The organism is Rhizorhabdus histidinilytica, assembly GCF_900167915.1.
GTDB classification, from domain to species: domain Bacteria; phylum Pseudomonadota; class Alphaproteobacteria; order Sphingomonadales; family Sphingomonadaceae; genus Rhizorhabdus; species Rhizorhabdus histidinilytica.
In genome coordinates this window covers 375435-397636 of sequence record NZ_FUYM01000001.1, presented here as the reverse complement: position 1 = coordinate 397636, position 22202 = coordinate 375435, and the positions used below count along the sequence as shown (strand labels likewise).

The 22202-nt window shown below is 67.9% G+C and carries 25 protein-coding genes and 1 other RNA gene; 11 read left to right on the top strand and 15 right to left on the bottom strand.

Annotated features, from left to right (window positions below):
- Positions 1-24: 24 nt before the first annotated feature.
- The 3 genes from rpsF to rplI are packed head-to-tail and all read left to right on the top strand — an operon-like array spanning position 25 to position 1313.
- Positions 25-444, top strand: a complete 420-nt coding sequence (rpsF, locus tag B5X82_RS01910; protein ID WP_079646335.1) for a 30S ribosomal protein S6 — start codon at positions 25-27, stop codon at positions 442-444.
- 17 nt (positions 445-461) lie between these two features.
- Positions 462-686: a 30S ribosomal protein S18 gene (gene rpsR / locus B5X82_RS01905; RefSeq protein WP_047169782.1), complete on the top strand. Its 225-nt coding sequence runs from the start codon at positions 462-464 to the stop codon at positions 684-686.
- Between the two features lie 18 nt (positions 687-704).
- Positions 705-1313 carry a 50S ribosomal protein L9 gene (gene rplI / locus B5X82_RS01900; protein ID WP_047169781.1) on the top strand — a complete coding sequence of 203 codons (609 nt, stop codon included), beginning with the start codon at positions 705-707 and terminating at the stop codon, positions 1311-1313.
- 240 nt (positions 1314-1553) lie between these two features.
- On the opposite strand, the gene thiD is transcribed toward rplI, so the two are convergent.
- From thiD to B5X82_RS01875, 5 genes are all read right to left on the bottom strand, one after another.
- Complete coding sequence (gene thiD / locus B5X82_RS01895) at positions 1554-2354, bottom strand: bifunctional hydroxymethylpyrimidine kinase/phosphomethylpyrimidine kinase (RefSeq protein WP_079646334.1); 801 nt, start codon at positions 2352-2354, stop codon at positions 1554-1556.
- Between the two features lie 10 nt (positions 2355-2364).
- Positions 2365-3702 carry a phosphoglucosamine mutase gene (gene glmM / locus B5X82_RS01890; protein WP_079646333.1) on the bottom strand — a complete coding sequence of 446 codons (1338 nt, stop codon included), beginning with the start codon at positions 3700-3702 and terminating at the stop codon, positions 2365-2367.
- A 96-nt stretch (positions 3703-3798) separates the two neighbouring features.
- Positions 3799-5085, bottom strand: coding sequence for an amidohydrolase family protein (locus B5X82_RS01885; RefSeq protein WP_079646332.1), 1287 nt, complete (start codon positions 5083-5085; stop codon positions 3799-3801).
- Positions 5082-6503: an amidohydrolase gene (locus B5X82_RS01880; RefSeq protein ID WP_079646331.1), complete on the bottom strand. Its 1422-nt coding sequence runs from the start codon at positions 6501-6503 to the stop codon at positions 5082-5084. Before B5X82_RS01880 ends, B5X82_RS01885 begins: the two co-directional genes overlap by 4 nt.
- Positions 6490-8271, bottom strand: a complete 1782-nt coding sequence (locus B5X82_RS01875) for a peptide MFS transporter (RefSeq protein WP_079646330.1) — start codon at positions 8269-8271, stop codon at positions 6490-6492. The genes B5X82_RS01880 and B5X82_RS01875 overlap by 14 nt, the downstream gene beginning before the upstream one ends.
- A 262-nt stretch (positions 8272-8533) precedes the next feature.
- Here B5X82_RS01875 and B5X82_RS01870 point away from each other — a divergent pair, with 262 nt between their 5' ends.
- The 3 genes from B5X82_RS01870 to B5X82_RS01860 all read left to right on the top strand — a co-directional run bounded on the left by B5X82_RS01870 (position 8534) and on the right by B5X82_RS01860 (position 10601).
- Positions 8534-9115: a nitroreductase family protein gene (locus B5X82_RS01870; RefSeq protein ID WP_079646697.1), complete on the top strand. Its 582-nt coding sequence runs from the start codon at positions 8534-8536 to the stop codon at positions 9113-9115.
- Positions 9116-9157: 42 nt separating this feature from the next.
- Positions 9158-9505, top strand: coding sequence for a GntR family transcriptional regulator (locus B5X82_RS01865; protein WP_079646329.1), 348 nt, complete (start codon positions 9158-9160; stop codon positions 9503-9505).
- A 154-nt stretch (positions 9506-9659) separates the two neighbouring features.
- A complete protein-coding gene (locus B5X82_RS01860; protein ID WP_079646328.1) occupies positions 9660-10601 on the top strand; it encodes an L-threonylcarbamoyladenylate synthase in 942 nt (313 codons plus the stop codon).
- A 138-nt stretch (positions 10602-10739) separates the two neighbouring features.
- On the opposite strand, the gene msrA is transcribed toward B5X82_RS01860, so the two are convergent.
- Positions 10740-11273, bottom strand: a complete 534-nt coding sequence (gene msrA / locus B5X82_RS01855) for a peptide-methionine (S)-S-oxide reductase MsrA (protein WP_079646327.1) — start codon at positions 11271-11273, stop codon at positions 10740-10742.
- Positions 11274-11439: 166 nt separating this feature from the next.
- Between msrA and B5X82_RS01850 the strand changes: the two genes are divergently transcribed.
- From B5X82_RS01850 to B5X82_RS26635, 5 genes are all read left to right on the top strand, one after another.
- Positions 11440-12522 carry a mechanosensitive ion channel family protein gene (locus B5X82_RS01850; RefSeq protein ID WP_125724627.1) on the top strand — a complete coding sequence of 361 codons (1083 nt, stop codon included), beginning with the start codon at positions 11440-11442 and terminating at the stop codon, positions 12520-12522.
- 338 nt (positions 12523-12860) lie between these two features.
- Complete coding sequence (locus B5X82_RS01845; protein ID WP_079646325.1) at positions 12861-13292, top strand: response regulator; 432 nt, start codon at positions 12861-12863, stop codon at positions 13290-13292.
- Between the two features lie 244 nt (positions 13293-13536).
- The gene (locus B5X82_RS01840) at positions 13537-13725 is read left to right on the top strand and encodes a hypothetical protein (protein WP_079646324.1); all 189 of its coding nucleotides are present in this window, start codon (positions 13537-13539) and stop codon (positions 13723-13725) included.
- A 19-nt stretch (positions 13726-13744) separates the two neighbouring features.
- Entirely contained in the window at positions 13745-14179 is a 435-nt protein-coding gene (locus tag B5X82_RS01835) for a CBS domain-containing protein (RefSeq protein WP_079646323.1), read from the top strand.
- Positions 14176-14328, top strand: coding sequence for a hypothetical protein (locus tag B5X82_RS26635; RefSeq protein ID WP_176152440.1), 153 nt, complete (start codon positions 14176-14178; stop codon positions 14326-14328). Before B5X82_RS01835 ends, B5X82_RS26635 begins: the two co-directional genes overlap by 4 nt.
- Before the next feature lie 18 nt (positions 14329-14346).
- Here B5X82_RS26635 and B5X82_RS01830 read toward each other — a convergent pair whose 3' ends face one another.
- The 9 genes from B5X82_RS01830 to B5X82_RS01790 form a co-directional block, all read right to left on the bottom strand.
- Positions 14347-14640: a plasmid stabilization protein gene (locus tag B5X82_RS01830; RefSeq protein WP_079646322.1), complete on the bottom strand. Its 294-nt coding sequence runs from the start codon at positions 14638-14640 to the stop codon at positions 14347-14349.
- Between the two features lie 348 nt (positions 14641-14988).
- Positions 14989-15371, bottom strand: an RNA gene (rnpB, locus tag B5X82_RS01825) — RNase P RNA component class A.
- A gap of 11 nt (positions 15372-15382) precedes the next feature.
- Positions 15383-16108 carry an N-acetylmuramoyl-L-alanine amidase gene (locus B5X82_RS01820; protein WP_079646321.1) on the bottom strand — a complete coding sequence of 242 codons (726 nt, stop codon included), beginning with the start codon at positions 16106-16108 and terminating at the stop codon, positions 15383-15385.
- Between the two features lie 96 nt (positions 16109-16204).
- Positions 16205-17023, bottom strand: a complete 819-nt coding sequence (locus B5X82_RS01815) for a CheR family methyltransferase (RefSeq protein WP_235862570.1) — start codon at positions 17021-17023, stop codon at positions 16205-16207.
- A gap of 14 nt (positions 17024-17037) precedes the next feature.
- The gene (gene cheB / locus B5X82_RS01810; protein ID WP_079646319.1) at positions 17038-18147 is read right to left on the bottom strand and encodes a chemotaxis-specific protein-glutamate methyltransferase CheB; all 1110 of its coding nucleotides are present in this window, start codon (positions 18145-18147) and stop codon (positions 17038-17040) included.
- Between the two features lie 32 nt (positions 18148-18179).
- Positions 18180-18548, bottom strand: a complete 369-nt coding sequence (locus B5X82_RS01805; protein WP_079646318.1) for a response regulator — start codon at positions 18546-18548, stop codon at positions 18180-18182.
- Positions 18549-18624: 76 nt separating this feature from the next.
- Positions 18625-19056, bottom strand: a complete 432-nt coding sequence (locus B5X82_RS01800) for a chemotaxis protein CheW (RefSeq protein ID WP_079646317.1) — start codon at positions 19054-19056, stop codon at positions 18625-18627.
- A 2-nt stretch (positions 19057-19058) separates the two neighbouring features.
- The gene (locus B5X82_RS01795) at positions 19059-21506 is read right to left on the bottom strand and encodes a chemotaxis protein CheA (protein WP_079646316.1); all 2448 of its coding nucleotides are present in this window, start codon (positions 21504-21506) and stop codon (positions 19059-19061) included.
- Between the two features lie 70 nt (positions 21507-21576).
- Entirely contained in the window at positions 21577-22056 is a 480-nt protein-coding gene (locus B5X82_RS01790; RefSeq protein WP_079646315.1) for a DUF2383 domain-containing protein, read from the bottom strand.
- Positions 22057-22202: the final 146 nt, after the last annotated feature.

Here is a 22202-nt window from a genome sequence, read left to right as displayed (position 1 = left end):
CGGCAAGAGAAGGAAGACGCGAACATGGCTCTTTACGAGCATGTGTTTCTCGCGCGCCAGGATCTGGCCCAGGCCCAGGTCGACGCGCTGGCGGAAGCCGCCACCAAGATCGTCGAGGAGAATCAGGGCAAGGTCACCAAGACCGAGACCTGGGGCCTGCGCAGCCTGGCCTATCGCATCGCGAAGAACCGCAAGGCGCATTATGTCATGCTCCACATCGACGCCCCCGCCGGCGTCGTGGCCGAGCTGGAGCGCCAGACCGCCATCAACGAAGACGTCATCCGCTACATGACGATCCGCGTCGACGAGCACGAGCAGGGCCCGTCCGCGATGATGCGCCGTGGCGAGCGCGACGGCCGCCGCGACGGTCGTGGCGACCGCGGTGATCGTGGCGACCGGGGCGATCGTCCCCGTCGTGAAGACCGCGAATTCGCCGCGTCGTAAGGAAGGGATAGAACATCATGGCACGCGCCTTTTTCCGCCGCCGCAAGAGCTGCCCCTTCTCCGCGAAGGATGCTCCCAAGATCGATTACAAGGACGTCCGTCTGCTCCAGGGCTTCGTGTCCGAGCGTGGCAAGATCGTCCCGAGCCGCATCACCGCGGTGTCCGCCAAGAAGCAGCGTGAACTCGCCCAGGCGATCAAGCGCGCCCGTCACATCGGGCTGCTTCCCTACATCGTCAAGTAAGAAGGGAGGACCGCCACCATGGACGTGATCCTGCTCGAACGCGTTGAGAAGCTGGGCCAGATCGGCGACGTCGTCACCGTCAAGGCCGGCTTTGCCCGCAACTACCTGCTGCCGCGCAAGAAGGCGCTGCGCGCCAACGAGGCCAACAAGAAGGTCTTCGAGGCGAACCGCGCCCAGATCGAAGCCGACAACGCCAAGCGCCGCGACAATGCCGAAACCGAGGCGAAGGCGCTCGACGACAAGTCGGTGACGCTGATCCGCCAGGCGTCGAACACCGGCCAGCTCTACGGATCGGTTTCGGCCCGCGACATCGTCGAGGCGCTCGCCGAGGATGGCATCAAGGTCGCCAAGTCGGGCGTCGTGCTCGGCCGCCCGATCAAGACGATCGGCCTGCACGAGGTGAAGATCTCGCTGCACGCCGAGGTCAGCCGCACCGTCAAGGTCAACGTCGCCCGTTCGCCCGAAGAGGCCGAGCTGCAGTCGCAGGGCGTCGACGTCATGGCGCAGCTCTTCGAGCGCGACGAGGCCGGCTTCACCGAGGACTATGATCCCAACGCCGAACCGGGCGAAATCCCGACCGAGCTGCAGGACGAAGCTCCCGCCGCGGAAGCGACCGACGAAGCCTGATCGCTTCGCCATCGTATCAGGAAAAGGCCGTCCGGAGCGATCCGGGCGGCCTTTTTCGTTGGGATGAGCGCCCTCCCTTTTTGTCATGCCAGCCCCTCGATTGCCTGCAAGGCAGACGCTCGGGATAAACTTCAGCCAAGGGCTGAAGGCTGGCATCCATGTCTCTCATCACCCGCGATGCTCATCGGGGAGAGGAGAGACATGGGCTCCTGCCTTCGCAGGAGCGACCTGGTGGGAGTCTCAATCGATCGACCGATGCCCCATCGGCCCATGCCCCCGGCCGAGTCCCGGCGCCGCCAGCAGCGCGGCGCGGACGAAGGCACGGGCGCGGGTGATCGCATCGGCAAGGGCTAGCCCCTGGCCCAGCCCGGTCGCGATCGCGCTCGCCAGGGTGCAGCCGGTGCCGTGATCGTGGATCGTATCGATCCAGCCGGCGGTCCAGCGTCGCTCCTCCGCCTCGCTTGCGGCCGTGAAGAGCAGATCGGTCAGCTGGCCGGCAACGAAGCCGCCACCGGTCGCCAGGATCGGGCCACTGCCCTCGGCGATCAGCCCGGCCGCCGCGACGGCGACCGCCAGCTCATCGCCGAGGGCACGGCCGCTCAGCGCACCGAGTTCGTCGAGATTGGGGGTGGAGACCGCCGCGCGGCGCATCAGCCGGCCGAACGCCGCGATCGTCGCGCTGTCCGCGAGCCTGCTGCCGCTCGTCGCGATCATCACCGGATCGAACACCAGCGGCACGTCCGCGAGGTCGGGCCGGTCGAGCCGGTCAGCGACCTGCTCGGCGATCGCGGCATTGCCGATCATGCCGATCTTGACCGCGTCGACGCCGATGTCGTCCGCCACCGCGTCGATCTGGGCGATCACCATCTCGGCAGGGACCGGATGGACCGCCGCGACGCCGAGCGTGTTCTGCGCGGTCAGCGCGGTGATCGCGGTCATCGCGTGGCCGCCGAGCAGCGTCACCGTCTTGATATCGGCCTGGATGCCGGCGCCGCCGCCCGAATCCGAGCCGGCGATGATGAGGATGCGGGCAGTGGTCACGATGGCCCGATCAGGCCGCCTTCCGGACGGCGTCGCAGATCTGGTCGACCATAGCCTCGACGAGGCGGCTGTCCTCGCCCTCAGCCATGACACGGATCAGCGGCTCGGTGCCCGACTTGCGGATAACCAGCCGGCCGGTGCCGGTCAGTTTCTCCTCCGCATCGGCAATCGCGGCGATCACCTTCTCATCCTTGAGCGGCTCGCCTCCGGCGAAGCGGACATTCTTGAGGAGCTGCGGCAGCGGATCGAACTGGTGAAGCAGTTCGCTTGCGGGCCTGCCATGCTCGACCAGCTGGGCCAGCACCTGCAGCGCCGCGACCAGCCCGTCGCCGGTCGTCGCATGGTCGGTCATGACGATATGACCCGATTGCTCGCCGCCGATGTTGAAACCCTCGGCGCGCATCGCCTCCACGACATAGCGGTCGCCGACCTTGGTGCGGTGGAGCGACAGCCCCTGCCCCGCCAGGAAGCGTTCGAGGCCGAGGTTCGACATCACCGTCGCGACGATGCCGCCGCCTCGCAGTTCGCCGCGGCGATGAGCCCCGGCCGCGACCAGCGCCATCAGCTGGTCGCCGTCGACGACCCGCCCCTCATTGTCGACGATGATCAGCCGGTCGGCGTCGCCGTCGAGCGCGATGCCGATGTCGGCGCGGGTCTCGCGCACTTTGTCCTGCAGCGCGCGGGTGTCGGTCGATCCGCACTGGTCATTGATGTTGACGCCGTTGGGATTGACCCCGATCGAGATCAGTTCCGCACCCAGCTCCCACAAGGCCAGCGGCGCGACCTCATAGGCGGCGCCGTGCGCGCAATCGATCACGACGCGCAGTCCGTCGAGGCGGAGATGCTCGGGAAAGCTCGACTTGACCGCGTGGACATAGCGCCCGCGCGCGGACTCGACCCGGTGGGCACGGCCGATATCGGCCGAGGCGGCGAGCTTGACCGGCTTTTCGAGGCGCGCCTCGATCGCGGTCTCGTCATCGTCGGACAGCTTGTAGCCGTCGGGACCGAACAGCTTGATGCCGTTGTCGGCGAACATGTTGTGGCTGGCGGAGATCATCACGCCGAGGTCGGCACGCATCGAACGGGTCAGCATCGCCACCGCCGGGGTCGGCATCGGCCCGAGCAGGACGCAGTCCATGCCGACGCTGGTGAAGCCCGCGACCAGCGCCGATTCCATCATATAGCCCGACAGGCGGGTGTCCTTGCCGATCACCACCCGGTGGCGATGCTCGCCTCGCACGAAATGCGCGCCCGCCGCCTGGCCGACCTTCATCGCGATCTCGGCGGTCATGGGGCTTTCGTTGGTCCGGCCCCGGATACCGTCGGTCCCGAAATATCTACGCCCCATACACGCGGTCCCCCATCGGAATTCGACCGCTCAATGCGCCGATTTGCCGTATGCCTCAAGCCCTCTCCCCGCCGGGGAGAGGGTTGGGAGAGGGAGTTATCGCTCGTAGGCCTTGGGCAGGCCCTTCTCGACCGGGTCGAGATAGCGGTCGCGCAGCCGGGTCTGGCGGCTGGTCGTCGGCTGGGCGACGCCATCGATGAAGATCGCGGTCGGCGCCGAGGAGAGCTCGAGCGGATCGCCGTCCCACACCACGACGTCGGCGCGGCGGCCGGGGCGGAGCGACCCGATCTCCCCGTCCATCCCGATCGCCGCCGCCGGCTTCGAGGTGATCGTCGCAAAGGCCGCGCCCCAGTCGAGCCCCTGCGCGCCGGGGATCTTCGTCAGCGCGACCAGGTTCCCGGCATATTGGGCGAGATAGGACTCATAGGGCCCTTCGGAGATGTCGGCATTGGAGATGGCGACGGTGACGCCAGCCTTCGCCAGCCGGCCGACATTGGATTGGGTCGCCGCGATCGACTCGAACTTCTCCGGCAGGTCGAGCAGCGCCGCCGCGATCACGGGAACGCCGGCCGCGGCGATCTCTCCGGCCACCATCCAGCCCTCGGTCGCGCCGACCAGCACCAGCTTGATGGCCGGATACTGCTTCTTGAGCGCGAGGACCGAGCGGATGTCGGCCGCCCGCTCGACATGGACGAGCAGCGGCTGGGTGCCGCGCACCACAGGGGCGAGCGCCTCGGCATCCTGGCGGGTGATCAGCGCGTCCTTGCTGGCGAAGTCGGCCGAGGCGGGGTTGGCCGCCGCGCCGAGAGCGACCTTGAGCAGCGCATAGGCCGCCGGACGGCTGCCGCCCGCCGGGCCCATTCCGTCCTCCCCCAGTTCGACATATTGGAAGGCGCGCGGGCGCGTCACCGGGTCCATGTCGGCGCCGAGGTCGATCACCGCCCCCTGCCCGCCGAACATCGTGTTGCCGGCGGACGGGATCACGAAGGCGCGGGTGATGCCGGCCGCCCGCTCGACCCCGATCCGCTGGCCGGTCGGGTTGATCGCGGTCGACATGTCGAGCGCCGCCGAGAAGGGCGACTTGTCGGCACTGAGGTCGTTGGTCTCCGACATGCCATAGCCTTCCATCAGGCCGAGCGTGCTGACCCCGGCGACGATGCCGGGCGAGACCCACTTGCCGGTCGCATCGACGACGCGCGCACCGGCGGGCACCGCGACTCCGGCTCCGGCCGCGACGACCCGGCCATTGGCGATGACGACGGTACCGCCCTTGATCGGCTGCGATCCGTCGCCGATCGCGACGGTGCCGCCGGTGATGGCGACCGTCTCGGCGGACAGGGGAGCTGCGATCAGCGCCGTGGCGGCGAGGAGGAGGCGCTTCATTTCACATCTCCCTCGCCGGGCTGGCCCAGCTCGAAGTCGCTCACCGGGCGCAGCTTCGGGTTGTTCGCGTCGTAGAGCATCGCGCCGTCGACCCAGACCTTCTCGGGCCGGGTGTAGACGCTCAGCGGATTGCCGTTCCACAGCACGACGTCGCCCATCTTGCCGGGCTTGAGGCTGCCCGTCCGGTCGGCGATGCCGAGCGCGCGGGCGGGGGCGATGGCGAGCCAGGTCCAGGCCTGCTCGTCGCTGATCGTGAAGCCCGCGCGGCGGCCGGCGGCGAGCGCCTTGGCGACCTCCTGGTTCAGGCGCTGGATGCCGTTCTGGTCGTCCGAATGGATCATCACGCAGGCGCCGGCATTGTGGAGGATCGCCAGATTCTCCCGGATGCCGTCATAGCTTTCCATCTTGAAGCCGTACCAGTCGGCCCAGACGGCGGCGCAGGTGCCGTTCGCCTTGAGAAGGTCGGCGATCTTGTAGGCCTCGACCGCGTGATGGAAGGCGGTGACCTTGTAGCCGAACTCCTTCGCCATATCGAGGACGATGGCCATCTCGTCGGCGCGGTAGCAATGGTTGTGGACGAGGATTTCGCCGTTGAGCACGCCCATCAGCGTGTCCATCGCGACGTCGCGGGCAGGGATCTCGCCGCCCTTCTCCTCATATTTGTCCCACTTGCGCTTATACTCGGCCGCCTTCATCCAGGTCTGCCGGTCGACCGCGACATTGCCCATGCGGGTCGAAGGCTCGCGGTTCTTGCCGCCATAGACGCGCTTGGGATTCTCGCCGCACGCCATCTTCAGGCCATAGGGCGCGCCGGGGAACTTCATCCCCTGCACGGTGCGCGCATAGACGTTCTTGAGCGTCACCGACCGGCCGCCGAACAGGTTGGCCGAGCCGGGCAGTATCTGCAGCGTCGTCACCCCGCCATTGGCGAGCGCGCGGCTGAAGCCCGGATCCTGCGGCCAGACGCTGTGCTCGGCCCAAACCTGTGCGGTGACCGGCGCGGTCGCCTCGTTGCCGTCGGACAGCGCCTTGACGGCCGGCGACGGATAGTCGCCGAGATGGCTGTGGACGTCGATGACGCCTGGCGTCACCCATTTGCCGGTGCCGTCGACGACGGTCGCGCCGGCGGGCACGGCGAGGTCCGGACCGCCGACCGCCGTCACCCTGCCGTCGGCGAGCAGGACGGTGCCGTCCTCGATCCGGCCGCCCTCCCCGTCATAGACGGTGGCGTGGACGATCGCGGTCGGCACGCCGGGATAGGCGCGGTAGGTCGACGGGAAGGGATCATGGTCGAACCCCTTGCCCTTGCCGGGCGCGGGTGCATCGGACGAGGCCGACTTGGGCGCGGCGCCACCGGTGCAGGCGGTCAGCGCGAGCGCCACCGCCATCGAAAATCTCAACTTGTTACTGAACACCATGCATCCACTTCTTGATGACAGGCGAAAGGACCAGGAGGATCGCGCCGATCGCGACCGACGCCAGGCCGATCGTCTGGAACACGCCGGCATAGGTCTCCAGGCTGACCTTCAGGTTGGTGACCTGGCCGCCGACCGTCTCGACGCTGGCGACCTGGGCGACGATGCCGGCCACATATTGGGCGCAGCTGATCGACAGGAACCACAGCCCCATCATCAGTCCGACCACGCGCGCGATCGACAGCTTGGTGATCATCGACAGGCCGACCGGCGAGATGCAGAGCTCGGCCATCGAGTGGATCAGGTAGAGCAGCGCCAGCCACCAGACCGACACCTTGAAGTCCGCACCGGCATATTGGGTGCCCCACACCAGCGCGAGGAAGCCGAGGCCGACGCCCGCCAGCGCGATCGCGAACTTGACCGGGATCGACGGCTCCAGCCCGCGGCGGCCGAGCGCACCCCACAGGATCGAGGTCAGCGGTGCCAGCACGACGATGAAGAAGGCATTGAAGAACTGGGTCTGCCCCGCCGACATGGTGAACAGGCCGAACACCGACAGGTCGGTGTTGCGATCGGCGAACAGGGTGAGCGAGGAGCCGGCCTGTTCGAACAGCGTCCAGAAGACGACGTTGAAGACGATCATCACGATCGCCGCGATCATCATCTGGAACTCGACCCGGTTGCCGGCCTTGAGCGCCCAGAGCGGGATCAGGATCACCGACGCCAGGAAGGTCGCGAACAGCACCTTGCCCATGATCGGCAGGCCGAGGAGATAGCCGACGATGCCGGCGCCGGCCTCCGGCGCGGGACTCGCCATCAGGTTGATGAACAGGAACCAGCCGATCGGCACCACCGCGAGCGCGCCGATGTAGATCAGCAAGCTGCGGTCCTTCGTCTGTCCTTCGGGCGGCTCGCCATAGCCCGCCAGCTTGTCGCCCGCGAACTGGATCAGCGCCCAGCTGATCAGCATGCCGATCGCGGCGAGGCCGAAGCCGGCCCACCAGCCGAGCGCCACCGCCAGGAAGGGGCAGAGTATCTGCGAGAAGAGCGAACCGAGATTGATGCCCATGTAGAAGATGGTGAAGCCGGCGTCGCGGCGCCGATCGCCCTTCTCGTACAGCGCGCCGACGATGGTGGAGATATTGGGCTTGAAGAAGCCGTTGCCGACGGTGAGCAGGCTCAGCGCGACGAGCATCAAACCGGTGTAGAAGGGATCGCGGTCGGCATCCGCCTTGAAGCCGCCCTTGGCAACAGTGCGGGCGACCGAGCCGTCCGGGGCGACGAGCGCGACCGAGCCGTCCTCCTGTCCCTTGATCGCCAGCTTCTGCCCGCCGTCGACGACATATTGCTGCTTGGCGTCGTCGATCACGACCTCGTAGCGGCTGCCGTCGATCATCGCATAGGGCCTGGCGGTCTGGCCGCCGAAGCAGAGCGTGAAATAGGCGATCGACATCAGGATCGCGCCGAACTTCACGGACTTCTTCGAGCCGAGATAGCGATCGGCGAGCAGGCCGCCGACGAGCGGGGTCAGGTAGACCAGCGCGGTGAAACCGCCATAGAGGCCGTTGGTCGTCTGGTCGCTGAACAGGAAATGCTGGGTGAGGTAGAGGGTGAGGAGCGCCCTCATCCCATAATAGCCGAAGCGCTCCATCGCCTCGGTCGAGAAGAGTCTCGCAAGCTGCCTCGGATGACCGAACCAGGTGTCGCCGTCGGATCGGCTCACATGCGGCGATGCAGGCTCGGTGGTCGCGTCAGCGTCGGGATTGACCATGAAGTTCTTTCTGTTCTGCGTGGTCGGCGCGACGCTTCCCCAAGGACGGCACGACCTTCATGGACGCCGACGATAGCAACGATTCACGCGCTGTGAAGCGGTTATTGTTTCGCTTGAAACGACATTGCCGACGCAAGCTCATTCAGCGAAACAGAATTACCCGATGGTTCGATTTTTTCCTCAAACCCGGGAATGCATGTCCGGACAGGCGCACCACTCCGAGACCGTTGTTCCACGGAGGGCCAGCGCCTAGATGATGACCATGTTCAACGATCTGTCCTCCACCGCCGCTCTCCTCGCCACCCGCCGTTCGGGCAAGGCCCGCGACATGATCGCGCCCGGACCGGATTCGGCGGAGCTCCGCCGGATATTGGAAGCGGCGATGCGCGTGCCCGACCATGGCAAGCTCGCCCCCTGGCGCTTCATTATCGTCGAGGCCGATCGGCGCGGCGCCTTCGCCGATCTGCTCAAGGACGCCTATCGCGCCGAGAAGCCCGAGGCGGGCCGGATCGAGTTGGAGGCGATGGATCAGTTCGCGCACCAGGCGCCGGTGATGGTCGCGGTGCTGTCGACCCCGACGCAGAACAGCAAGATTCCGCAATGGGAACAGGAACTGTCGGCCGGCGCCGCCTGCATGAACCTGTTGTTCGCGGCGCATGCGGCGGGGTTCGTCGGTTGCTGGCTGACCGGCTGGCCTGCCTATAACGGCCAAGTACTTGAATCGCTTGGCGGGTCGCCGCACGACCGGATCGCCGGCTTCCTGTTCCTCGGCTCGCCGGGACGAGCACTGGAGGAGCGGCCCCGCCCGACCTATGAAGCTGTCGTTTCGACATGGAAAGGCTGATTGCCATTGACGCGCCATGCTGTGTTAGCACAGTGTGACGCCATGAGCAGCCAGGACCGCCCCGTCTATCTCCGCCTTCGCGACATCATCGCCGAGTCGATCCTCGACGGCACCTATGGAGACGGCGACGCCCTCCCCTCGGTCCGCGCCTTCGCCGCGCAGCACGGCGCCAATCCGCTGACCGCAGCCAAAGCCTATCAGGGTTTCCAGGACGAAGGCTATGTGACGGTCAAGCGCGGCGTCGGCATGTTCGTCGCCGAGGGTGCGACCGACCGCCTCCGCCGCGAGGCACGCGACACCTTCCTGCGCGATGAATGGCCGCGCGTGGTGGCGAGCATGCGCCGCCTGCGGATCGAGCCGAGCGACCTGCTCGAACGGGTCGAGGGCTGACGCCCCCACTTTTCGTCATTCCGGCGAAAGCCGGAATCTCCCTTCTTCCTCCTCGCGCTGCCGCCCCAAAAGGCAGCGGGATCCTGGCGTTCGCCGGGATGACGGGAAAGAAGCAGGACTTGCCCCGCCCGCCCCAGCGCGATAGCCGCGCAGCGTGACCGACACCCGCATCCTTCCCGCCGACGAAGCCGGTATTGCCGAGGCCGCAGCGCTGATCGCGCGCGCGCTGCCGGTCGGCGTTCCGACAGAGACGGTCTACGGCCTGGCCGGCGACGCGACATCGGGCGCGGCGGTCGCTGCGATCTACGCCGCCAAGGGCCGCCCGAGCTTCAATCCGCTGATCGTCCATGTCACCGATCTCGCCATGGCCGGCCGGGTCGCGATCCTCCCGCCGCTCGCGCATCGGCTCGCGACGCGTTTCTGGCCGGGGCCGCTGACGATGGTGCTGTCCGCCGCGCCAGGATCGCCGATCGCCAGCCTGACCACGGCCGGGCTGCCGAGCGTCGCGGTGCGGATGCCCGCCCATCCGGCGATGCGCGCGCTGATCCTCGCGAGCGGCCGCCCCCTCGCCGCGCCCTCCGCCAACGCCAGCGGATCGATCAGCGCGACCCGTGCCGAGCATGTCGCGCGGTCGTTGGCCGGCCGGATCCCGCTCGTCCTCGACGACGGCCCCACCACGGTCGGGATCGAGTCGACGATCGTCGCGGTCGAGGCCGACCGGCTGCGCCTGCTGCGCCCCGGGGCGATCACCGTCGAGATGCTGGCCGAGGCGTCGGGCGTCGCCGTCGAGCGCGCCGGCGGCGGATCGATCGAGGCGCCCGGCCAGATGGCGAGCCATTACGCCCCGTCGAAGCCGCTGCGGCTCAACGCGGCGACAGCGGAGGCGGGCGAGTATCTGATCGGCTTCGGCGCCGTCGCGGGCGACGTCACGCTGTCGGCGTCAGGCTGCCTCGACGAGGCAGCGGCGCGGCTGTTCGATCTGCTCCACGCGGCGGACCAGTCGAACGCCGCCGCGATCGCGGTGGCTCCCGTCCCGCAGGACGGCCTCGGCCTGGCGATCAACGACCGCCTGCAAAGAGCGGCGGCCCCCAAATGATTCAGTTCCTCCCCATGCCTGCATGGGGAGGGGGACCATCCGAAGGATGGTGGAGGGGTTGGCGCGACAGCGCCGGCTACACCGTCGCCCCCTCCACCGCCTGCGGCGGCCCCCCTCCCCAGTTGCACTGGGGAGGAATTATTTCTTGAGGCGCGCTGCGTAGCTCTTGCGGAACTTGGCGAGCTTGGGGGCGACGACCATCACGCAATAGCCATTATTGGCCCCTTCGCGGGCGAAATATTCCTGGTGATAATCCTCGGCCGGATACCAGGGCGCCTCGGGCTCGATCCGGGTGACGATGGGGTCCGGCCAATCGGCGCGAGCGCGGTCGATCGCGGCCCTGGCCTCGGCCTCCTGTTCGGGCGAATGCGGGAACAGCGCCGAGCGATATTGCGGGCCGACGTCGTTGCCTTGCCGATCGAGCTGGGTCGGGTCGTGGACGTGGAAGAAGATGTCGAGCAGGTCGCCATAGCTGATAACGTCGGGATCGAAGGCGACGCGGATCGCCTCGGCATGGCCGGTGTCGCCGTTGCAGACCTGCTTGTAGGTGGGATTGGCGACATGGCCGCCGGTATAGCCGCTCTCGACCGACTCGACGCCGATCACGTCGTCGAACACCGCCTCGACGCACCAGAAGCAACCACCCGCCAATGTCGCGATTTCCCGGGCCATATCGTTCTCCTTTGCCACCAGCGAAGATAGGTCATCACGGTCGCGATGCAATGCCGCGGCGGCGGATAGGGTCGGCGGCGGCCCGGTTCGTCCCATGCGCCCGACGTTCGCGGGAACCGAGCCCGGAGCGCGACGTTGCCGGGCGATGCGCCGCTTTCCGATAGAAATGCCGTCGCTGCCGCCAGCCATCGCCGACGCCGCCGTCGCCATGGCCGAAGCCGCCGCCATGATCGCCGCCGCTGTCGCTGCCGCCCTGCTCGTCCACCGGCTGGCGATCGTCCTGCTGCGACGCCTGGCGCAGCGGACCCGGAGCCGCGCCGACGACATGGTGCTCGAACGGGTACGGCGGCCGCTGCGCTGGATTCTCGTGGCGGTCGCACTCAGCATCGTCCAGCGCGGCCTGCCGCTCCTGCCCTGGGCGAAGGCGCTGTGGCAGCAGGCGGCGGGATTCGTCGTTCCCGGTCTGGTCGGCTGGCTCGCGATCGCGCTGATCGGAGCACTCAGCGACGTGATGGCGATCCGCCACGACATCAGCGTCGCCGACAATCTGCGCGCCCGGCGACGGCGGACCCGCGCCGCGATCCTGTCGCGGATCGCGACCTTCGTCGTGATCTTCCTGACGATCTGCATGATGCTGCTCAGCATCCCCGGCATCCGCAGCGTCGGCATCACCCTGATCGCTTCGGCCGGGCTCGCCGGCCTCGCGGTCGGCGCCGCCGCCCAGCCGGCGCTAAAGAACCTGATCGCCGGCATCCAGCTCGCCTTCACCGAACCGATCCGGATCGACGACGTGCTGATCATCGACGGCGAATGGGGCCGGGTCGAGGAAATCCGCCTGACCTACGCGGTGGTCCGCATCTGGGACGATCGCCGCCTGATCGTGCCGGTCGCCAAATTCCTCGAACAAAGCTTCCAGAACTGGACCCGGACGACGTCGGAGCTGATGGGGTCGGTCTTCCTGCGCGTCGACCACGCCGCCGACGTGCCGCGTATCCGCGTCCGGGCCGGCGAGTTGATCGACGCCAACAAGCGCTGGGACCGCCGCTTCTGGAACCTGCAGGTGACCGACGCCGGAGAGGAGACGATCGAGCTGCGCGTCCTGGTTACCGCGCGCGACGCCAGCCTCGCCTTCGACCTGCGCTGCGACATCCGCGAGGGATTGCTCGCCTTCATCGCCACCGAAATGCCCGAGGCGCTGCCGCGCCGCCGCCAGATGCCGGTCGCGGCTGGCGTCACCGCCCACGGCTGAGCCATCCGATCTCCATTATGGATGATTTCCCCGGCGTTCAAAAAATTCCGGCGAACCATCGAATTTACCTAGTAAATTTGGATAATTGGAATTCCTCATCTACGTAGAGTTCGTATATGGACTCCCCCTACCGATTAGAGGAATTCGATTTCCGGAATCGATCCGAATTATAACAGAAAACGTTCTTAAATATTCCTTATAAGTAACAATAGTTTACAATTACAATTCGAAATAATCACAAGCCTCTTGCGTCAATATTGAGAAAGACCGTTGGAAATCCTCCGAACGTCTGAAACAATGATCGGCGCCGGCGACATTCGCAAACGTGACCGGTCACTATGAAGAACCTATCGTCAACTCTGTCAGTATGGCCGTCGCAGCAGCCGCGGCCCGCGATCCTGGTCGTCGAGGATCAGATCATCATCGCCACCGCGATGCACGATTCGCTGATCGAGCTCGGCGCCGACGTGGTCGGCCCCTGCCTGACCCTGCAGAGCGCGCTCGGCGTCGCCGCCTCGGCCAAGATCGACGCCGCGGTGCTCGACGTTTGGCTCAACGGCGAGCTCTCCTATCCCGTGGCCGACCTGCTGGTGCAGCGGCGCATCCCCTTCCTGTTCACCAGCAGCGTGAACGTCGACCGGGAACCGCCGCAGTTCCACCACTTCCCGAGGCTGTTGAAGCCTTTTTCGGACGAGGAACTCCGTTCAGCGCTCTCGGCACTATGGACGCCGCCCCGCACCGTCCCGCCGACGGCCCCTTTCGCCGCATAAACTGATCCAGGTTACAGCCGCTTGCGCGAAAGCGGTCTATGATCCCCTCTTCCCAGCGATGAGCAGGACGGAGGCGATGCGCGAGCGTATCGACCGTCACCGCACCGTCGGTGCGAAGGGCGCCGGGGAGGATCGACCTCTCTTCCGGCGATACGGTGCGTCCCATCCGGGGATCGCCGGCGCCCGTTCCGGGGCGGCCGGTGCCTGCCCCGGCCCCTGCCGCCGCCAATGAGGAGTCCGATCGATGAGCCAGGAAGACATCGTCTATTTCGAGCAAAGGGCCGCGCAGGAGAAACAGGCCGCGGCGAAAGCCGGTTGCACTGAGGCGAGGCAGGCCCATCTGATGCTGGCCAGCGTCCATGGCCAGGCGGCGGAACGCGAACGCCTGCTGATGCACGAGCACCCGCCCCGCACCGATCGACCCAAGGCGTGACGAAGCGAGGAGAAATGCCATGAAGGTATCCGATTGCATGGCCGACGATGTCCGCATCATCGGTCCCGAGCGGAGCTTGCAGGAAGCGGCTCAGGCGATGGCCGAGATCGACGCCGGCGTGTTGCCGGTCGCGGAGGGGGATCGGCTGGTGGGCGTCATCACCGATCGTGACATTGCGATCCGCGCAGTGGCCCGTGGTCTTCCCCCCACCACCGAGATCGGCAAGGTGATGAGCGCCGAGGTCCGCTACTGCTTCAGCGACGACGACAGCGAGGACGTGCTCGAGAATATGGGCGACATCCAAGTGCGGCGCCTGCCAGTCCTCAACCGCGACAAGCGGCTGGTCGGCATCGTCTCGATCACCGACCTTGCGGCGCAGGGCGAAGCGATGCTTGCCGGGGAAGCCCTCGGCGCGATCGGACAACCTAGCGCCCTGCATTCGCAGTCCTTGTGAGTCGACTGCCCTACGCCGGCCCGCCTCGTCCGGAGGGGGAAGAGGATCGGCCCGACCAGCCCCGGCGCCCGACCCACGTCGCGCTTGGCCTCCTGCTGATCGCGCTGCTGCTCGGTTCGTTCGGCTGGGGCCTGGCGAGCCTGGGCTGAGACCGCGCAGCCGGCCGCTCAGGCGGCCGCGTGCTTGCGCCGCGTCACCCAGCCCTTGCGCGCCGCCGCCGATCGCTGCTCGGCCGAACCCGACTTGTGGGCACGTCCGCCGCGCGACGAGGAGACGTGTGTGTCGGGCTTGCCCCGGCCCGAGCCGGACTTGTTGCCCCCGCCGGATTCCTTGTTGACGGTCGCCCAGGCGCGGCGTTCTGCCTCCTTGTGGGGCACGCCGCGATCCTCATAGCCTTCCTCGATATGTTCGGCCTTGCGCTTCTGCTTGTCGGTGTAGCTGCTCTTGTCGCCACGGGGCATGATCTCTCTCCTGTCCGAATAGGCGATCAACGCGCCAGCCTCGAAGCATTGCCCACAAGCTGCGGCAAGCCGCTCGAAAAGCGCGACTATTTTCCGGATGGCGCGATCGTCGGGCGCATCCATTTCGCATGTGCGGAATTATGAAGGGTGGCAGGCAGGGATACGCATGGATCAGGACAGCGATTATTATCTGCAGCGCGCCGAGGTCGAACTGACGGCGGCCCGGTCGGCCCGTCATCCGGCCGCGATGCGGGCCCATTATTTCCTCGCCGGCTTCTACCTCGACAAGGCGCACGGCCCCGTTGGGACGCCCGCGCCGCGTACCCGCCGGGCGGTACGGCGCAGGGAAGAACCAGAGGGCCTGTAAGCCGGGTTCTGTCCACCGGCCGAAGCCGGATGGGCGATCATTCCTCTAGGACCGGACTCACATCCGGCCTCCAGCAATCAACCCGGACGACCGGGCGGAGTAGCCCATGCGCCGTCCCTATTCGATCTTGCTCCCGGTGGGGTTTACCATGCCGTTCCCGTTGCCGGGACCGCGGTGCGCTCTTACCGCACCCTTTCGACCTTGCCCGGAACGCACCAAGCGAGCTTGGCGGTCCGCCGGGCGGTCTGCTTTCTGTGGCACTGTCCCTGGGGTCGCCCCCGCCGGGCATTACCCGGCACCGTCACTCCTTGGAGCCCGGACTTTCCTCCCCGCATCGCTGCGCGGCGACCGCCCGGCCCTCTGGTGGAGGTGCCGTTAGGAGCTTTTGGCGGGAGACTCAAGCAATCCGTCGCCCTCACGGTGGAGCAGCAGGCGAAGCAGAATCGCGCGGCATTCACCGTCGGCGATCCCGTCGATCTTCTCCGGACGGAAGCGGCGCTGGAAGGCCGTGACCGCCGCGGGCCCGTCGGCGACGTCGTAGCCAAAGCGCTCGAGCGCCAGCAGGAAGCCGCCCGGCGTCCAGTGCGGATCAGCGAGCCCGTGGCGGGGGCGGCGCAGCGCGAGGCCGAGCTTGCCGAGCAATTCCCAGTCGAACAGCTCGCCCGGATCCTGCTTGCGCCGGGGCGCGACGTCCGAATGGCCGACGACGTTGGCGGGCTCGATCGGATAGCGGCTGGTGATGTCGGAGATCAGCGGGATCAGCGTGTCCATCTGCGGCTTGGGAAAGGGCCGATAGCCCAGCTCATGGCCGGGATTGACGATCTCGATGCCGATGCTGGCCGAATTGACGTCGGTGATGCCGCGCCAACTCGACTGGCCGGCATGCCAGGCGCGGCGCAGTTCGGGGACCAGCCGCATCACCTGCCCGTCTTCTGCGACCAGATAATGGCTCGATACCTTCGCCTCGGGATCGGTCAGCCGGGCGACCGCCGACGCCGCGTCGGCCATGCCGGTATAATGCAGCACCAGCATGGTGATCGGCAGCGTGCGCTCGTCATGATTGGGCGACGGGCAATCGATGATTTCGTCCATTACGGACATGCTTTAAACCCTGAGCCTTCGCGGCGGAAGCGCAAAGCACGCGCTCAAAGTCGGCCGGAAATGATCCTCGGATCATTTCGGACGAGAACGGCGCGCTTAGGCCGCGTGCGGCACGGTCCGCGATGCGGCGGGGCGATAGACCATCGGCAGCTCGGCGTCGGCGACGAAGCGGGCCGAGCCCTGCACCGTCTCCCCCGCACCCAGCAGCAACCCGCCGTCGGGGGCGATCGCGAGCGCCAGTCCCTCCAGCATCTGGTGGCGCCGCTCGGGCGAAAAATAGAGAAGGGCGTTGCGGCACAGGATCAGGTCGAAGCGACCGCCGGCCGGCGGCGGACCGAGCAGGTTGTGCCGCTGGAAGGCGACATAGGCGGCGAGCTGCGGCTTTACCCGCCAGCCCTGGTCCAGCACCGGATCGAACCAGGCGATGAGCTGCCGGATCGGCAGGCCGCGCTGGACCTCGAACTGGGTATAGAGGCCGCTGCGCGCCTGCTCGACCGCCGAGCGGGAGATGTCGCTGCCGACGATGTCGATACGCCAGCCGGCCCAGCGATCGCCCTGCTCGGCGAACAGCATCGCCAGCGAATAGGCCTCCTGCCCGGTCGAGCAGGCCGCCGACCAGATGCGCAGACGCCGTTCACGCTGCCGCGCCGCCGCCAGCCGAGGCAGCAGCGCCTGGCCGATCTGGGCGAAGACCCCGGCATCGCGGAAGAAGCTCGTCTCGTTGTTGAGCAGCGCGTCGATCATGTCGAGCGACAGCTCACGGTCGGCGCTGCGTTCGAGCGTGAGGGCCAGCTGGTCGAAGCTGTCGATCCCGCGCGCGCGGCAGAAAGGCATCAGCGTCGTGCCGATCCGCCAGAAGCGGTCCTGCGACAATGTCTGGCCGGTCGCCTGTTCGAACAGGCGGGCGATCGCCATAGCCGCGCGCGGGCTTACTTCCATGCCCCACCGGCACTGCGGTGGCAGACGTGGCGGGCCAGTTCCTCGGGCGGCATCACCAGCGAGGCCAGTCCCGCCTGCGCCACCGACCCCGGCATGCCCCACACCACCGAGCTCGCCGAGTCCTGCGCCAATATCTCGGCGCCTGCGGCGACCATCGCCTCGGCGCCGATCGTGCCGTCGCGGCCCATGCCGGTCAGCACCACGCCGACGCCTTCGGCCCCGAACAGCTCGGCCACCGCCGCGAACATCGGATCGACCGAGGGCATGCAGCGGCTCGGCGCGGGCGCGGGATCGATCGTCACCAGCACGCGCGCGCCGCTGCGGACGAGGCGGATATGCCCCTCCCCCGGCGCGACCAGCATCTCGCCGGCCACCAGCGGTGTCCCCTCGGCGGCGACCGCCGTCGGGCGGCCGGCAATGTCGCGAAGCTGCGCCGCGAAATAGGGCATGAACGGCGGCGGCAGGTGCTGGGTGATCAGGATCGGCGCCCGGAAGTCACGCGACAGCCCGCGCAGGAAAGCGGACAGCGCATGGAGCCCGCCGGTCGACGCGCCGATCGCCAGGCAGGCGACCCGGCCGCTCCGGGTCGGCCGCAGCGCGACGATCGGCACCGGCGCGGGGCGGGGAGCAGCGTCGGCGGCCTTGCGGTCGGGCCGCTGGACCTGATGGTTGGCATGGCCGATGCGCAGCAGCGCGTCGATGAACTTGTGCGAGAATTCGCCCGCGAAGTTGCCGGCGGTCGGCTTGAGCAGCGTGTCGGCCGCCCCCAGCGTCAGCGCGCGCACCGTCGCCGATGCCCCCGCCTCCGCCGCCGAGGAGACGATCAGGACGCGCGCGCCGTGGCTCGCCTCCAATATCTCGGGCAGCGCGGTCAGCCCATCCTTGCCCGGCATCTCGACGTCGAGCACGACGATGTCGATGTCGTGGCTGCTGAGAAAGCGGATCGCCTGGTCGGCGGTCGGTGCCGCCCCCGCGATCTCGAATTCCGGCCGCCCCTCCAGCAGCCGTGCCAGGACGGTCCTGGCGACCAGCGAGTCGTCGACGAGCAGGACGCGGATCGGACGGGGCCGCCCCCGCCCGGCATCCGCGACGCCCACCATGACGCTGCCTCCAAGTCCCCCCCGAGACATGGTCAGGCGACGCCCACCAGCTGCAGCTTGCTTTCGAGCGTCTCGCGGTCGAACGGCTTCATCATATATTCGTCGGCGCCCGCCTCGATCGCTGCACGGATATGCGCCACGTCGTTCTCGGTGGTGCAGAACACGACCTTGGGCCGCTGCGCGAAATCGGACGAACCGAGCGAACGGAGGAATTCCATGCCGCTCATCACCGGCATGTTCCAGTCGAGCAGGATCACGTCGGGCAGCTTGCCCGCCTGGCAGCGGTCGAGCGCCTCACGCCCGTCGCCCGCCTCCTCGACGTTGAAGTGGAGCGCCTCCAATATGTGACGGGCGACCTTCCTGATCACCTTCGAATCGTCGACAACCAGGCAGGTCTTCATCACGGTCTTCCGTCTTGGATGGGCATTTCGACTATCTCTAGCCTCGACCGGTAAGCGCCCCGTTAACGGCCCCGCTTCAGGCGGCCATGTCGAGCGGCCCGGCGATCAGCGCGGCGACATCGACGAGCAGGAGCGGCTCGCCCTCATGGTCGAGCACGCCCTTCGCATAACGCGCCCAACCGGCCGACAGCGGTGCGCGGAACTGGCTGGGGGCGCCGTCGATCGCGACGACGTCATCGACGTCGTCGACCAGCACACCGTAGAGATGGCCGTCGACATGGACGATCACCGCCTGCTTCTCCCCCTGGCCGCTGCGTTCGCCGCCGAGTGCCGCGATCGTGTCGATCACCGTCAGCACGCGGCTGCGCAGGGCGAACAGGCCCAGCACGTGCGGGGGCGCGCACGGCACCGGCGCGATGTCCCCGATCTCGACGACCGATTCGACGAAGGCGGCAGGCAGCAGCGCCCGCTGGCCGGCGATGTCGACGATGAGGTAGAGGTCGTTCATGGTCAGGCGCTCCGCTTGTTCCAATGCCGGCGCAGCTCGGCGGTCAGGCCAATCCGGTCGTAGCGCCACAGGCTGTCGGGCGAGGCACCGCGCTCCTCTGCATGCCGGCGCAGCCGCAGCACCGCCGCCGCCTCGACCGGCTGCTCGACGCCGGCGGCGCCGTCCGCCATGATGACGAGATCGGCGGCCGGCCCGTCCTCCGGCGCATAGATGATCCGGTAACCGGCACCCTCGACCAGCGGGGCGAGCACCTGGCGCGTCCAGGGATCGTCGTCCGACAGCAGGCAGACCGGACGCTGTCCGTCGAGCGGCTCGCTGCCCAGCCCCTGTGCGAACAGCCAGAAGGCGTCGAGGAATTCGACCGGCCGCTCCTCGACCAGCATCACGCCCGCGACCGGTCCGGGAACGAGGCTGCGCTGCAGCTCGATAGCGACCGGAACGATGTCGATCACGCTGTCGATCGCATAGGCCAGCTCTTCGTTTCCATCGCGCATGCGCAGCACACGGACCTTGGCCTCGGCGATCGGTGCGCCGCACGACACCAGCGGCACCAGCCGTCCGTCGATGTTCAGGCGCAGCCGGCCGGCGCTGTCGCTGACCGAAGCGGAGAAACAGTCCTCGATCCGTTCGACCAGCGCCAGCGGAACGCCGCGCTCGATCCCGTCGAGATCGCGGAACAGCAGCACGGGCACCGCGCCCTTGTCGTGCAGCTCCTCCTCGCGCTCCTCGGCCGCCGGCTCGACCGCCGCCTGGTCGTCGCGGCGGACGCCCGCCTTCTCGGCGACGCCCGCGACGTCCAGCAGCAGCATCGGCCGGCTGTTGTCGGGCAAGGTGGTGCCGCCGTAGATGCCGCACGCCATCACCACCGGCGCGGCGGGCTTGACCACCAGCTCCTCATGGTCGTGGACCGCCTCGACCGCCAGCGCATAGCGCGCGCCACCCGACAGTTTGAGCACGACCAGGTTGGCCTGCCCATCCGGTTCCAGGCCGAGCACCGCGCCGAGCGACACGACCGGCACCCGTACCCCGCGGATGAAGACGATGTCGGCGCCGCCCAGCGTCCCCATCCGCACCGCGTCGCCGCCGATCCGGACGATCTCGTCGATCGCCGAGCGCGGGATCGCGAAATGCTGGCCGCCGACACTGATGGTCAGCGCCGGGATGATGGTGAGGGTCAGCGGCACGCGCAGCGTCAGGCGCAGGCCCTGCCCCGGCCGGCTGTCGATGTCGACCAGGCCACCGATCCGTTCGACATTGGCGCGGACCACGTCCATGCCGACGCCGCGGCCCGAAATGGCGGTCACCTCCCGGGCGGTCGAAACACCGGGCGCAAAGATCAGCTCGAGCTTGCGTTCCCAGCTCAGCGTCGCGGCGCGCTCCTGGCCGAGGATGCCGGCGGCGACCGCCTTGCCGACAAGCTGGTCGGCATCGATGCCGCGGCCGTCGTCGATCACCTCGATAAGTATCTGGTTGCCGACCTGCCGGGCGCTGACATGAAGGCGCCCCGCCACCGGCTTCCCGGCGAGCACGCGCGCCTCGGGCGGCTCGATGCCATGGTCGATCGCGTTGCGGACGATATGGGTCAGCGGATCGCGAATCATCTCGATCATCTCGCGGTCGAGCTCGACGTCGCCACCGTCGATCTCGAGCTGGACCAGCTTGCCCAGCTCGGCGGAGACGTCGCGGACCATGCGTGGAAGCGCGGTGAAGAGATTTTCGACCCGCGCCATGCGCGTGCGGGTGATCGCGTCGCGCATCTCGGCGATGCAGTGCGAGAGCCGCTCGAAGGCGACCTCGGTGTTCGATTCGGCACCGCTCTCGCGCAGGCGGCGCGCCAACTCGTTGCGGGCCAGCACCATATCGGACACGCCGGCCATCATCCGATCGAGCAGGTCGACCGGCAGGCGGATGGTGCGCGAGACGGCCCGCGGGCCAGCGGGTGCCGCGGCAGCGGCCGGCCGATCCGCGGGCGCCTCCACGACGATCGACGAAACCGTCTCCTCCTCGCCCTCCTCGGCGATCCGGATCGCCTCCAGCGCTTCCGCGAGCGCGGCCTCGTCGGCTTCGGCTTCCGGACTGGGCGCCCCGGGCTCGAGCGCGGCGATCAGCCGGGCGTCGTCCTCGTCGGCCACGATCCGGCCGCTCTCGATCGCGTCGGCGAGCTCGGCGATCCGGTCGATCACCGCCAGCACCGCGCTGACCAGCGCGGGATCGGGGCGGCGGCGATCGGCACGCACGTCGGCGAGCACGTCCTCGGCCGCATGGCTGAGCTTCTCCAGGCGCGGCAGATCCAGGAAGCCGCAACTTCCCTTCACAGTATGGACGAAGCGGAAGATCGCATCGAGCCGCGAGCGATCGTCGGGCGCGAGTTCCCACGCGACGATCTCGCCCGACAAGGCTTCGAGGGTCTCGCGTGTCTCCGCGACGAAATCGCCGAGCAGGTCGTCCATGGCATCGTTCCCGAACCGGTTGTTCGGCCCGGGTCATGACGCAACATGGTTAAGGCCCGGTTTACGGGGGTTATCGGCCGACGGCCAAATGATCGGCCCAGGCACCACGGGGACCGAAGCGATCGAGCTCGCGCCGGCAGAACGCCTCGTTGAGGCCGAGCAACAGCAGCGCCAGCTCGCGCCGGAAGGCGGGCGGCAGCCCGTCCTCCGCGACCAGCGCGCGCAGACATGCGGCGAGATGGCGCTCCTCCCGCCGGAACAGGCGGAGCACGCAACGCTCGCCGCGCAGCCCGATCCCGCCGAGCCGGACGAGCAGCCGCTCGAGCCAGCCGCCCAGCGTGCCCCGGCGGCGCGGCTCGCCGCCGAGATGCGCGACCCTGAGCGTCAGCCGCCTGACGATATCGCGCCGCAGGGCCACTTCATGCTCATATTTGGCATAGAGGGCGAAGCGGCGCGCATCGCGCGCGATCGCCTCACAGGCCCCGATCGTGTCGTTCAACGCCGCGATCAGGCGATTGAGGGATCGGGTCAGGGCGAAATCGCTGTCCATGCGGCGGACGATCGACGATGAGCGCCGCTGCGAACAATAAGTAGATGGCACAGGGTCTTTCCAGGTCATCCTGGCGAAAGCCGGGATCTCCCTTCTCTTCGCGGTCCGTGCCGACGCGTGGAAAAGGCAGGGAGATTCCAGCTTTC